A 12215-nucleotide genomic window follows, 5' to 3' on the forward strand; every position below is an offset into this window, starting at 1 on the left:
CTCCTACCTCCTAACTCCTAACTCCTCACTCCGGTGGTACTAACTCCGGTGGTACTAACTCCTCACTCCTCACTCCTAACTCCTCACTCCTCACTCCGGTGGTACTAACTCCTCCCTCCTCACCTTTAACCTTTAAGTTTATTTGTCAAAATTTACCTGACATATAACCCAAATTCAGGTTAAATATTTTCAGATATCTGACCTTGGAGAGTTTTCGGGTACTATTTGTGACGAAACAACAGGATAAACCGTCTCGTTCGTTTGCTGGTATTGCTGGTATTGTCGCCGTTGCCACTTTAATTAGCAAAGTATTTGGTTTGGTGCGGCAGTTGGTTATGTCTGCCGCTTTTGGCTTGGGTCCTGCTTTTGCAGGTTTTCAATACGCTTATACAATACCTGGGTTTTTACTGATATTACTCGGTGGTATTAATGGTCCTTTTTACAGTGCAGTGGTTAGTGTTTTAGCTAAACGTGAAAAGGAAGAGGCAGCTCCTTTGGTAGAAACGATTATGACGCTGATTGGTGGAATACTGATTGCTGTCTCAATTGTTTTGGTATTAGCTGCACCTCTATGTATTGATATTTTTGCACCTGGATTACAGGAGCCGGGAAAGGAACTAGTTCGAGAAATTGCGATTCGTCAATTGCGAGTAATGGCTCCCATGGCGGTTTTAGCAGGTTTAATTGGTATTGGTTTCGGGGTTCTGAATGCTGCTAATGTGTTTTGGCTACCTTCAATTAGTCCTTTGTTTTCCAGTGTTGCGGTTGTTATTGCTGTGGGTATTCTTTATCTACAAGTTGGTAGCAAAATTAGTACCCCAGAATACGCAATGTTGGGGGGAACTGTCTTAGCAGGGGGAACTTTAGCGGGAGCGCTTTTGCAGTGGTTTGTGCAGTTAGCAGCGCAAACCAAAGCCGGTATGGGTAGAATTCGCTTGAGATTCGATTTTAATCAACCGGGAGTAAAGGAAATCCTGAAAATTATGGGGCCTGCAACTTTTTCTTCTGGGATGCTGCAAATTAACCTTTACACCGATTTATTTTTCGCTTCATTTATTAGTACTGAGGTTGCACCTGCTTTAGCCAACGCTGGATTATTAGTACAAACTCCTTTGGGAATTATTTCTGGAGTAATTCTGGTTCCCTTATTACCGATGTTTGCTCGACTTGCAGATCCACAAAATTGGGGAGATTTAAAATTACGCATCCGTCAAGGATTGTTGCTTTCAGCTTTTACAATGCTACCTTTGGGTGCTTTAATGGTGGCTTTAGCAAATCCAATTGTTAAGATAGTCTATCAACGCGGTGCTTTTAATGCCGAAAATTCAGCTTTGGTTGCTTCTTTATTAGTTGTTAATGGTATCGGAATGTTTGTCTATTTAGGACGTGATGTTTTGGTGCGAGTATTTTACGCTTTGGGTGATGGAGACACACCATTTCGCATCAGTATGATCAACATTTTTCTCAATGCTTTATTAGACTTTCTATTTATTAGAGTTTTTGATTTAGGCGCACCGGGTTTAGTATTAGCAACAGTAGGGGTTAATTGCAGTTCAATATTAATGTTGTTATTCCTACTTAACAGTAAATTAAATGGTTTACCTCTTGTGGAATGGGGTTTACCAATATTAGGTTTAGCCGCAGGTAGTATGTTAGCTGGTGTCGCTAGTTATGCAACTTCTCAAGCTATGGAACAGTTTTTCAGTTCGGGAAATTTGTTAATTGAGCTTTTACAATTATCAATATCTGGTTTTGTGGGATTAGCAATTTTCGGGGTTGTTGCTTCGATGATGAAGTTACCGGAAGTGAATCTTTTTGTTAGTCGTTTGCGACAGAAGATTTTTAAGAGTTAGGAGTGAGGAGTGAGGAGTTAGTACCACCGGAGTTAGGAGTTATTAGGAGTTAGGAGTGAGGAGTTATGAGTTAGGAGTTAGTACCACCGGAGTTAGGTAGTGGGTTAGCGTTCACGCGAAAGCGTGCGGCTCAGCGTGTCCGCAAGGACATGCATCTTGCTCGCTTTTGTTCCATCTTGCTGGCTTTTTTTGAAGTTGTTTGTTTTTTTTAAGATAGATTTTTTTGAAGTTGCTCGTTTTTTTAGATAGGTTTTTTAAACTTTAAGGTGCTGCAATAAATGCTGTTTATAAAATCATGCTCAATCAACCAAGCCCATTACAATTTATTCAAGATGAACTATTAGCAAAGCACGGAATACGTTTATTTATCAAACGGGATGATTTAATTCATCCACAGATTTCTGGTAATAAATGGCGGAAATTAAAATACAATCTGCAAGCAGCACAAGAGCAACAACAAACACGCTTACTCACTTTTGGTGGTGCTTATTCCAATCATATTGCAGCAACGGCAGCAGCTGGTAAAATGTTTGGTTTTGAAACCTTTGGTGTGATTCGAGGAGAATTAATCAAGCCGTTAAATCCAACTTTATCTTTAGCTCAACAACAGGGGATGCAGTTGATATCTGTTGATAGACAAACATACCGAGCAGAGAAAGCAGAATTAGCAACAAGGTTACAACTAGAACTAGGACAATGTTATGTAATACCCGAAGGTGGAAGCAATGCTTTAGCGGTTAAAGGTTGTGCCGAAATAGTTACAGAGGTAAGGGAACAACTAGACGGCAAATTACCAGATTATTTTTGTGTGAGTTGCGGTACTGGTGGTACTGCTGCGGGTTTAGTCACGGGTTTAGCCCGAATGTCTGTTTTAAAAGTTTTCCCGGCACTCAAGGGTGATTTTCTTAAGGATGAAATTAATCGTTTGATATGGGAATCTGTGGGAAAAAAGTACGATAATTGGCAGTTAATCAGCGATGAACATTTTGGTGGTTATACAAAATGGAATCATCAATTAATAAATTTTATTAACGATTTTTACGAAAAATTTCGTATCCAAATTGACCCTATTTATACTGGAAAACTATTTTATGGGGTATGGGATGAAATCAAAAAAGGTAGATTTGAAGATGGTAGTACGATTGTGGTAATTCACACGGGTGGTTTGCAGGGAATTGCTGGGTTTAATCAACGGTTTGGAGAACTATTGCGATTAAATAATGTAGAGACGTAAAATTTTACGTCTCATGTGGATTTTGCATTCCAAATCTACAAATTAACAAGCATTTACAATTATTCTTTTTCCGCTTTATAAGTAAAGAAATTATCCAAAGCCCCTACAGTCTCAAATTTATATGAAGGTATAAGAGAGTTTATTTGTAAATCTGTCTCGTAAATGCTAAATAGTAAATAATCACGTTGTTGGGTAGATGCATTAATTATCTGCTTAATTTGTGGATTCAATGAATCGATCAAATTTGCACAGTTGAATTTGATTAAATTATCTAATAGCTTCGGAGTTTTACTACAGCCTTCTTCTTTTATATACTCATTTAACCGCTGAGCCGCGTATTCTTCATACTCGGTTCGTGATGGATTTGTACTTGCCATTACTACACCTAATGCGATTAGTGCAGCGACTCCGGCATATGTAACAATACTTACAATTTTCATTCTCTCCTGATATAATAATTAACTATTTGATTATTAGACTCTAGATTATCTGAGTCCGTTCCAAAAAAATGCTTGATCAATTCATTCTAAATTTGTTATATTATTTAAGAACATAAACATGGCGATCGTAGCCAAGTGGTTAAGGCAGAGGTTTGTGGTACCTCCATTCGTGGGTTCGAACCCCATCGGTCGCCCTTTTTGCAAGTTAAATCAACAATAGTTAAAAACCCCGTTCCATGACTAGGAGCGGGTTGTAATTACTTTTATTTCATTAATGGTGAACCGGGATGGAAACCCACCCCGATAACTATCAGATGATGTAGAGCCAATCTATTATTATCTATTATTATCTATCAAAATTTTTTCTTCAGTTTGTCCTCTTGCTTCCCTATCTCCCCATGCCCGTTTCACATCAGGGTTAAGAATTATTAAGTGAAACTCAAGTCTTGTCTCAAGTTTGAGATATTCTTCCTGTAAAGATTGCCATTGTTGCCATAAATCGTAACGATTTTTGGTGAGTAAACTTGCTAGAGTGGGAAGCTCCTTACTAATTTTTGATTCCAACACATCTTGTAACCACTCATCTAAAACAGCGCTATCTTGCATAGAACCTAAAACTTCTTGAATATTTTTGACTTGTTCGAGATGATTTGCGTATTCTTGACCATATAAATCGGTAAACAATTCCATCTGATAGCGCAGCTTTTTCCCAGATTTACGTAAATCGTGTAGGTCTTCTCCTTTTGTTAACAATTCTTTATCTACTTTTTTCTCATCAAAATCTCTAGAAACAACAACTCTATTGTCTTCTACTTCAGTTCCAATTAACCAACCCGGATGTAGAAAAAAGCAACTAACTTGCGGTAGAAGTAAATCCGGTAAAGCTTGTTCAAGTGTTAAATTCGCTAATGGTTGATAACTTGGCTTCTCCAACCATTCTTTTAATGCCGTTTTCAAAGATTTGTAACGCTCGCTTTTAAATAATGTCTTGACATCGATTACTGCATCTGCACGTTGTTTATCCAATGTGTCAATAACATCATCTAAAATTACCTTTTCTTTTTTGGGTAATTGTGGTTGATATGTAGTTTTGAAAGTTTCTTTTAATACATCCAAATCTCTTAAGGAACCAAGACAGCGAGCAATTTTACCAATGTTTTTGTCGTTCGCTGATTTAGGAAACTTGACGATAGAATTAAAGCTAGTTACAGTAGTACGTAAACGACGCATACCGACTCGCATTTGGTGTAAAGCTTCGATATCTTGGTCATTTTTTACGGATTTCTCCCATTTCCAAGTTTTCTTAAAGTGTTTTTCAACCGCACTGTAAGTGTAGTCGGCTAAAGTTTGTACTGTAGATTTTGTCGCTAATGTCATAACAATTCAAACGATAATACTAGTGTGACCTTGGAGGATTATTGAATCCTAGCATCGGTTTTGAGTATATCTAGCAGCCTTGATATTTTTTTATTTAATATCAGTCTTAAGAAAGATTATTTTAGAGTATTTTTGATGAAATAATTAAATTATTGAGATTAAACTTTTATTTAGTGATGTATTTAAATTCTATTTTTATCCTGAGTATGTTAAATGTATGATTTTGCTTTTAAAGGCAAATTAAACGCAAAGGGATTGAGAGGTTTAACAAAAGCTTTTGTTTGGTTTTTAAAAAAGTTGGGATGCTCCCAACCAGAAAGCTGACTGAGTATTTTTTAATACTTCAACACCGACCTAATTATCAATTATAAATTGGTGGAAATCGCATTCACTGGACAAGTAGGAATACACTGTTCGCAAACAATACAGCGAGAGCGAGTAAAGTTGAGCTTAAAGCTTTGGGGATTAAGAGTAAGTGCTTGTGTCGGACAAACTCCAGTACACAATCCGCAATGAACGCAGGCTTCTTCATCAATGACAATTTCTCCTAAACTATGGGAAACAGTGATACTCTGGTTTCGCATCCATTCTATCGCTGCATCCAATTGGTCAATATCTCCAGATAATTCGACAACCAGTTTACCAATTTGATTGGGAGCAACAGCAGCGCGGATAATATTGGCAGCAACATTAAAATCCTTAGCCAGTCGGTAGGTAACAGGCATTTGAACTGTACGCTTGGGAAAGGTAATGGTAACTCGTTTTTTCATTTTAGATTTTAGATTTTAGATTTTAGATTTTAGATTAAACTTTTACCGAAATTCTCCTTCTTCCCTATTCCCGTCTAATGTTTTTATTTTTGAAACAAGTCTAATAAATGGAAGTAGAGCGTTAAACTGGTGGATGAAATGATTTGTTAAGTTTTTATAAACCTTGATTATGAGTAAGGATTCGTCCTTAGATTCCCAGTCGAAGCCAGAATCGAGTTTTGGAGTGCGACTCCGAAATTTTTTGATTGTAATGGTAGCTGTAGTTTTGTCAGTAGCTTTGTTTTTAGGACTGCAAAGCGAAAATAGCTCGGTTTCTTTAAGTGAGTTAGATGAAAATTCCACACCCTTGGAAGTTGCGATGAGCAATGGAAAACCAACTTTAATAGAATTTTACGCTAATTGGTGTACTGTCTGCCAAAAGATGGCACCGGATATTGCCACACTGGAAATAGAATATGCCGATAAAATAAATTTTGTGATGCTGAATGTGGATAACAGTAAGTGGCTACCAGAAATGCTGCAATATCGAGTAGATGGGATTCCGCATTTTGTGTTTTTAGATAAAAATGCCCAAATTCAAGCAGAAACTATAGGCGACCAACCCCGTACAATAATGGGAAGTAACCTAGAAGCCTTGATTGCGGGTTCTCCTTTACCTTATATTCAAGCTAATGGTCGAGTTTCGCAATTTTCTACAACCGAAGCCACAACGGGTAGTAATGAAGACCCACGCAGTCACGGTAGTCAGGTGGTGAATTGAAATGCTTGTCAATTATTATATACTGACACGTATTTTTTTGATCAGCATATCTTGCTTGCGTGGGTTTAAGATAGGTGAGGTTGTATTAGCTACAACATCGCTTGTAGTTCTTCGTTTAACACACATTAACCTCAACTATTCTTCCCATAGCTGGGAAATATGATGTTACAGCTCCTAATCGTTGTTATTTTTGTAATTTCAGGTTCAGCCCTCTGCTCTGGAATGGAAGCGGCTTTATTCTCAGTTTCGACGCTGAAAGTTAGACAGTTAGCACAGTCTAAAAATCCTTCAGCAATAGCACTATTGGCGATTCGCGAAAACATGAATCGACCGATCGCGACTATTGTAATCATGAATAATATTTTTAATATTGTTGGTAGTATTATTACAGGTAATATTGCTAGAACAGTATTAGGAGATACTTGGTTAGGGGTATTTTCTGGAGTGTTGACATTCCTAATTATCATTTTTGCAGAAATTGTCCCCAAAACTATTGGCGAACGTTTTGCAGAGCCAATTGCATTACTGGTAGCTATTCCTATCGCTGCATTAACTTTTATATTTACACCTTTAGTTTGGGTGCTAGAAAATATTACGGCACCTTTTACTAGAGGTAAAAAGCAACCAACAACTAATAAAGCAGAAATTATGTTGTTAGCGGATATTGCTCACCAAGAAGGAATAATTGAACCGGATGAAGCGCAGATGATTCAACGGGTGTTTCAGTTAAATGAACTGACAGCAGCAGACTTAATGACACCCCGAACAATTCTGACATATTTACGCGGTAATTTGACTCTTGCTGAAGTTAAAACTGATATTATCGCTTCACAGCATACACGAATAATTGTGATTAACGAGACAATTGATGAAGTAATTGGTGTTGCTTTAAAACAGAATTTGCTGACAGCAATGGTTGAAGGAAGGAATACTCAAAAAATTGCAACTTTGACACGAAAAGTCAAGTTTGTACCGGAAACAATTCGTGCGGATCGATTGCTGAGAAACTTCTTAGAAGCACGGGAACATTTAGCGGTAGTAGTAGATGAATACGGTAATGTTTCTGGTGTAATTACTTTAGAAGATGTATTGGAAGTAATAACTGGTGAAATTGTTGATGAAACCGATAAAACCATCGATTTGCAAGCAATCGCTCGTAAAAAGCGAGAACGTATGTTGCAATCGATGCGTTTTGCTTATCGTTCGTTAGAAAATAAACAATAAATTGAGTTGGGAGTTGGTTGATGGTTGACAGTTAATCTTTATTCATTTCATTCGTTACACTTTTGATAAATATTCGAGGATATATTAATAGAAAAAAACTCATCCAAGTTAATAAAGGAATAGAGACTAAAATAGTTAACCAAACTTTGTGAAATAATAACCAGCTGACCGTAATTAACGTTGCTCCTGTGAGTAATATAGACCAAGGTTGACACCACCAAGGTTTATATTGCCATACGTTGATAGGTTTGTTTGAAGTCATTTTGATTCAATGTTTTAATTGAGATTTATCAGTTAGTTGCTTGTAATAAGCATTTTAATGCTAATCATAAACTGAATCAGAATTAAAGTTGTTACTACAAACTTATATTATAAAAAATTATAAAAATATAGGGCAAGCTATCATCTTACCCTATAAATAATTTTCTATTAAATTTAATCTCTATCCTCTACCTTTCCACAACTTCTCTTACTAATTGTGCTAATTTCTCAGCACTTTCGGGAACTGCAACCGTTTTCGCTTTTGCGCTCATTTGCTGCAATTTTTCAGGAGATTGCAATAATTCCAATACTTGATTTTGCAACTTCTGTGTGGTTAATTCTTTCTGTTGAAATAATATTCCCGCTCCCGCTGTTGTATATACTTGAGCGTTGTAGGTTTGATGGTCTTCTGCTGCATAAGGATAAGGAATCAGAATCGCTGGAGTACCACATACAGCTAATTCTGTGACACTCCCAGCACCAGAGCGACTAATAGCTAAATTAGCTCTTTGTAACAGCGCTGCCATATTATTGTAAAATGGCATCGAAATATATTGGGAATGTTTTAAATTATCCGCTTCCGGGTCATTATCTCCCGTTAAATGCACTACATAAGCACCCACATCAAACCATGCTGGAGCGCTTTCACGGACTAATTTGTTTACTGAAACTGCCCCTTGAGAACCACCGAAAACTACAATTACAGGTACATCTTCAGGAATTGCTAAATCTAATGATGCTGCAATTCCTGGCTCTAAAAATGTAGAACGTACCGGAGTACTAGTATAGATAGTTTTGTTTTTGGGCAAATATGTTGCCGCAGCTTCAAACCCAACCGCTACCGCATTACACCAAAGACCAAAAAAACGAGTCACTTTACCGGGTATTGCGTTAGATTCATGAAGAATTACGGGTAAACCCAAAGAACGAGCTGCAATCACCGCAGGGCCAGAAATATAGCCTCCGGTTGTAAAAACTCCGTCAAACTTGCCTTGCTGGAGAATTTTTCTAACTTGTAAAATTGAACCACACAGTTTACTCAAGGTGAGTAATGAAGAAATCCCAAAACCTTTTTGGAACCCTTCAACTTCAATGGTATTCAATTTATACTGTTTGGGAACCAGAGTTGTTTCTAACCTGTTAGGAACACCCAGCCATTCAATTTGATAATCTGGCAATTGTTCCGCAAGTGCGATCGCCGGAAATAAATGTCCGCCAGTTCCGCTGGCTGCTATAAGTAATCGTATAGGAGTGTGAGCCATTAACCCTTTACCCTGTTAGCGCCTAGCTTAAAATTTAATAAATCAATTTCCTGGTTTTTTGTCAGCTCATCCGGAATTTCACCTGTAAAGGCGAGTTATGGCATGAGTCATACATCAAACTAGCGAATCAGTATAGTAGTTAAATTACCTACAACACAATCACTAATGTCTAACTTTAATACCTTAATACCCGCACGAAAATCAAGAGTTACTGGTAGCCGTTGGGTAATTTTATTTATCCTCACCGTTGGTTTATCTACTGGTTGGAAATCCGCTCAAGCCAATGTACCAGAAAATGCACCTCCCCAAGTCAAAAATCTCTTAACACAAATTGATGCATCCGCAAACCGCGCTGATGTCAAGGGTGTAATGAATTTTTACAGTCCTAGTTTTGTTCATGGAGACGGATTAAACCGTTCGAGCATGGAACAAGCTTTAACTTCTTTGTGGAAGCGCTATCCCAGCTTGAAATATACTACCAAACTGCAATCTTGGAGTACCCAAGGTAATAGTATCATTGCCGATACAGTCACAAATATAGTTGGTTTACCTGCTGCGAACAATAATAAGTTAGGCATGAATGCCACTATTAAATCGCGTCAGCGTATCGTTAATGGTAAAATTATCCGCCAAGATATTTTATCAGAACGCACTCAACTTACTTCCGGTGTCAATCCTCCCAAGGTAGATATTAATTTACCTGAACAGTTAAAAGTCGGGGAGAACTATTATTTTGATGCAATTGTCAATGAACCTCTAGGTGATGATTTTCTCTTGGGTACGGCTCTAGATGAAGCTGTTGAACCAGGAAAATATCTCAAACCTACACCTGTAGACTTGGAATTGCTTACCGCTGGCGGAATATTTAAAGTTGGACGCGCACCAAAGACTCCCGGTAATCAATGGATTTCTGCTGTATTGGTACGAGGAAACGGTATGACTATGATTACTCAGCGTGTACCAGTAGTGGGAAGATAGTTAGGAGTTAGGAGTTAGGAGTTAGGAGTTGGGAGTTGGGAGTTAGGAGTTGGGAGTTGGGAGTTGGGAGTTAGGAGTTAGGAGTTGGGAGTTGGGAGTTGGGAGTTAGGAGTTAGGAGTTAGGAGTTGGGAGTTGGGAGTTGGGAGTTAGGAGTTAGGAGTTAGGAGTTGGGAGTGAGGAGTTAGGAGTTGGGAGTGAGGAGTTATAAAATATTATTTGTTTTGTTAGTCAAATTAATAGCCCTCAGACTATTCGTCTAGGGCTATAAGAACAAAGCCCGACGACCTGGGCTAAAATTTGTGTAGCTCATACAGGTAGGCTTTATAACTGTCCGCTATTTTTAACTCAAAACTCAAAACTCAAAACTCCCAACTCAAAACTCAAAACTCCTAACTCTTAACTCTTAACTCTTAACTCTTAACTCCTAACTCTTAACTCCTAACTCTTAACTCCTAACTCTTAACTCCTAACTCCTTTTATGGCTTCAATTCAAAATCAAATTGTATTAATAACTGGTGCAAGTAGCGGTATTGGTGCATCTTGCGTCAAATATTTTGCCGATGCTGGTGCAAAGTTAATTTTAGCTGCGCGACGGTTGGAACGTTTACAGCAACTTGTGGAAACTTTGCAATTAGCATCGGAAGATTTTCATTTATTGGAACTCGATGTTCGCGATCGCAATGCTGTAGAATCTGCGATATCTAACTTACCTGTTCAATGGACGAATATCGATATTCTCATCAATAATGCTGGTCTTAGTCGCGGTTTAGACAAGCTCCACGAAGGTAACTTCCAAGATTGGGAAGAAATGATTGATACCAATGTCAAAGGTTTGCTTTATCTTACCCGTTGTGTAGTTCCGGGAATGGTCGATCGCAATCGTGGTCATATAATTAATATTGGTTCGATTGCTGGACATCAAACTTATCCCGGTGGTAATGTCTATTGTGCTACGAAAGCCGCTGTTAGGGCAATTTCTGAAGGTTTGAAGCAAGATTTGTTGGGAACTCCCATTCGTGTAAGTTCGGTTGATCCTGGTTTAGTCGAAACTGAATTTAGCCAAGTGCGTTTTCATGGAGATGGCGATCGCGCTCAAAAAGTATATCAAGGATTAACCCCCCTTACCCCAGATGATATCGCTGATGTAATATTATTTTGTGTTACCCGTCCTGCTCATGTTAACCTCAGCGAAATTTTGTTAGTACCAGTTGACCAAGCCAGTGCAACAATGGTGAATCGGAAGGTTTAGTTAAAGGGAAGTAAAGTTTTTAATAGGTAATATCATGAGAAGTCGGGTTAAAGGTTTAAGGTCAAAGGTCAAAGGTTATATCTTTAGTACTTAGTTATCTAACCTTTTTTTATTACCTATTACCTATTAATAATTTAAAATCAAATGGATTTTAGTAATAAATTATTGGAATTGATGCAGCAGAAAGAAATTTATAGCTTTAAAAAATTGAGTGAAGCTGCTGGAGTTTCTAAATATCAAATACAATGTTTGCGTCAAGGTAAAATCCAGCAAATGCGTTTAGAAATTTTGGTAAAAATATCGCAAGCATTACAAATAAATTTCAATGAATTAATAATTATTTTTTCCCATAAAAATTATCAGACAGATGTAGTTAAACAAGAAGTATCAACACAGCAATCTTCACAACAAATAACAGATTTAAAAAAAGAATACGAACGCTTAGAAAAACAATTAGAAAATCAAAAAGAATTATTATTTACTCAATTTCAAGAATCGAGTTTACAAATTCTTGAATCATTGTTAATTCAATTTCCCACAGCAGCACAAAAAGCTAGAGAAAATCGACAGCTACCAGCAGTTAATATAATTCCCTTGATCGAAAAACCAATTACCAGACTTTTGCAAGAATGGGGAATCGAAGCTGTTGCTACGGTAGGTGCAGAACTACCTTATGAACCCGAAATCCACCAGTTAATGGAAGGGAATGCACAACCAACCCAAAAAGTCAAGGTACGTTATACTGGCTACCGTCAAGGAGATAAGTTATTGTATCGAGCAAAGGTAAGTCCGGTTTAGAAGGAATG

Annotated in this window: 12 protein-coding genes and 1 tRNA gene; 8 read left to right on the forward strand and 5 right to left on the reverse strand. The window is 37.7% G+C overall.

Annotated features, from left to right (window positions below):
* The first annotated feature begins 227 nt into the window (after positions 1 to 227).
* Together murJ and IQ247_RS28640 are read left to right on the forward strand one after the other, a co-directional pair.
* Positions 228 to 1853, forward strand: coding sequence for a murein biosynthesis integral membrane protein MurJ (murJ, locus tag IQ247_RS28635; RefSeq protein WP_193925176.1), 1626 nt, complete (start codon positions 228 to 230; stop codon positions 1851 to 1853).
* Positions 1854 to 2148: 295 nt separating this feature from the next.
* Positions 2149 to 3087 (forward strand): 1-aminocyclopropane-1-carboxylate deaminase/D-cysteine desulfhydrase, encoded by a 939-nt coding sequence (locus tag IQ247_RS28640; protein ID WP_193925178.1) that lies wholly within the window; start codon positions 2149 to 2151, stop codon positions 3085 to 3087.
* A gap of 59 nt (positions 3088 to 3146) precedes the next feature.
* Here IQ247_RS28640 and IQ247_RS28645 read toward each other — a convergent pair whose 3' ends face one another.
* On the reverse strand, positions 3147 to 3527 hold the full coding sequence (locus tag IQ247_RS28645) for a DUF4359 domain-containing protein (RefSeq protein WP_193925180.1): 381 nt from the start codon (positions 3525 to 3527) through the stop codon (positions 3147 to 3149).
* A 121-nt stretch (positions 3528 to 3648) separates the two neighbouring features.
* On the opposite strand from IQ247_RS28645, the gene IQ247_RS28650 reads away from it, so the two are divergent.
* Positions 3649 to 3721: transfer RNA gene (locus tag IQ247_RS28650), tRNA-His, on the forward strand.
* A 142-nt stretch (positions 3722 to 3863) separates the two neighbouring features.
* Here the strand turns inward: IQ247_RS28650 and IQ247_RS28655 are convergent.
* Both IQ247_RS28655 and IQ247_RS28660 read right to left on the reverse strand, forming a co-directional pair.
* Complete coding sequence (locus IQ247_RS28655) at positions 3864 to 4904, reverse strand: CHAD domain-containing protein (protein ID WP_193925182.1); 1041 nt, start codon at positions 4902 to 4904, stop codon at positions 3864 to 3866.
* Between the two features lie 365 nt (positions 4905 to 5269).
* Positions 5270 to 5674: an NIL domain-containing protein gene (locus IQ247_RS28660; RefSeq protein WP_193925184.1), complete on the reverse strand. Its 405-nt coding sequence runs from the start codon at positions 5672 to 5674 to the stop codon at positions 5270 to 5272.
* Positions 5675 to 5843: 169 nt separating this feature from the next.
* Here IQ247_RS28660 and IQ247_RS28665 point away from each other — a divergent pair, with 169 nt between their 5' ends.
* Together IQ247_RS28665 and IQ247_RS28670 are read left to right on the forward strand one after the other, a co-directional pair.
* Positions 5844 to 6434 (forward strand): thioredoxin family protein, encoded by a 591-nt coding sequence (locus tag IQ247_RS28665; RefSeq protein WP_193925186.1) that lies wholly within the window; start codon positions 5844 to 5846, stop codon positions 6432 to 6434.
* Between the two features lie 159 nt (positions 6435 to 6593).
* Positions 6594 to 7658: a hemolysin family protein gene (locus IQ247_RS28670; RefSeq protein ID WP_228060129.1), complete on the forward strand. Its 1065-nt coding sequence runs from the start codon at positions 6594 to 6596 to the stop codon at positions 7656 to 7658.
* A 31-nt stretch (positions 7659 to 7689) separates the two neighbouring features.
* Here the strand turns inward: IQ247_RS28670 and IQ247_RS28675 are convergent, their stop codons facing one another.
* Positions 7690 to 7920, reverse strand: coding sequence for a DUF6737 family protein (locus IQ247_RS28675; protein ID WP_193925188.1), 231 nt, complete (start codon positions 7918 to 7920; stop codon positions 7690 to 7692).
* Positions 7921 to 8107: 187 nt separating this feature from the next.
* A complete protein-coding gene (murG, locus tag IQ247_RS28680) occupies positions 8108 to 9181 on the reverse strand; it encodes an undecaprenyldiphospho-muramoylpentapeptide beta-N-acetylglucosaminyltransferase (protein ID WP_193925189.1) in 1074 nt (357 codons plus the stop codon).
* Positions 9182 to 9346: 165 nt separating this feature from the next.
* Here murG and IQ247_RS28685 point away from each other — a divergent pair, with 165 nt between their 5' ends.
* From IQ247_RS28685 to grpE, 3 genes are all read left to right on the forward strand, one after another.
* Positions 9347 to 10159, forward strand: a complete 813-nt coding sequence (locus IQ247_RS28685) for a DUF8623 domain-containing protein (RefSeq protein ID WP_193925190.1) — start codon at positions 9347 to 9349, stop codon at positions 10157 to 10159.
* Between the two features lie 479 nt (positions 10160 to 10638).
* Positions 10639 to 11409 (forward strand): SDR family oxidoreductase, encoded by a 771-nt coding sequence (locus IQ247_RS28690; protein ID WP_193925191.1) that lies wholly within the window; start codon positions 10639 to 10641, stop codon positions 11407 to 11409.
* 144 nt (positions 11410 to 11553) lie between these two features.
* Positions 11554 to 12207: a helix-turn-helix domain-containing protein gene (gene grpE, locus IQ247_RS28695; protein WP_193925192.1), complete on the forward strand. Its 654-nt coding sequence runs from the start codon at positions 11554 to 11556 to the stop codon at positions 12205 to 12207.
* Positions 12208 to 12215 lie beyond the last annotated feature (8 nt).

Origin of the sequence: Plectonema cf. radiosum LEGE 06105 (assembly GCF_015207665.1) — a bacterium.
GTDB classification, from domain to species: domain Bacteria; phylum Cyanobacteriota; class Cyanobacteriia; order Cyanobacteriales; family Nostocaceae; genus Rivularia; species Rivularia radiosa_A.

Excerpts from the sequence above, each read along its gene's own strand:
- IQ247_RS28640 (WP_193925178.1), top strand. The coding sequence starts at position 2,149 with ATGCTCAATCAACCAAGCCCATTACAATTTATTCAAGATGAACTATTA.
- IQ247_RS28645 (WP_193925180.1), bottom strand. The coding sequence starts at position 3,527 with ATGAAAATTGTAAGTATTGTTACATATGCCGGAGTCGCTGCACTAATC.
- IQ247_RS28655 (WP_193925182.1), bottom strand. The coding sequence starts at position 4,904 with ATGACATTAGCGACAAAATCTACAGTACAAACTTTAGCCGACTACACT.
- IQ247_RS28660 (WP_193925184.1), bottom strand. The coding sequence starts at position 5,674 with ATGAAAAAACGAGTTACCATTACCTTTCCCAAGCGTACAGTTCAAATG.
- IQ247_RS28665 (WP_193925186.1), top strand. The coding sequence starts at position 5,844 with ATGAGTAAGGATTCGTCCTTAGATTCCCAGTCGAAGCCAGAATCGAGT.
- IQ247_RS28670 (WP_228060129.1), top strand. The coding sequence starts at position 6,594 with ATGATGTTACAGCTCCTAATCGTTGTTATTTTTGTAATTTCAGGTTCA.
- IQ247_RS28675 (WP_193925188.1), bottom strand. The coding sequence starts at position 7,920 with ATGACTTCAAACAAACCTATCAACGTATGGCAATATAAACCTTGGTGG.
- murG (WP_193925189.1), bottom strand. The coding sequence starts at position 9,181 with ATGGCTCACACTCCTATACGATTACTTATAGCAGCCAGCGGAACTGGC.
- IQ247_RS28685 (WP_193925190.1), top strand. The coding sequence starts at position 9,347 with ATGTCTAACTTTAATACCTTAATACCCGCACGAAAATCAAGAGTTACT.
- IQ247_RS28690 (WP_193925191.1), top strand. The coding sequence starts at position 10,639 with ATGGCTTCAATTCAAAATCAAATTGTATTAATAACTGGTGCAAGTAGC.
- grpE (WP_193925192.1), top strand. The coding sequence starts at position 11,554 with ATGGATTTTAGTAATAAATTATTGGAATTGATGCAGCAGAAAGAAATT.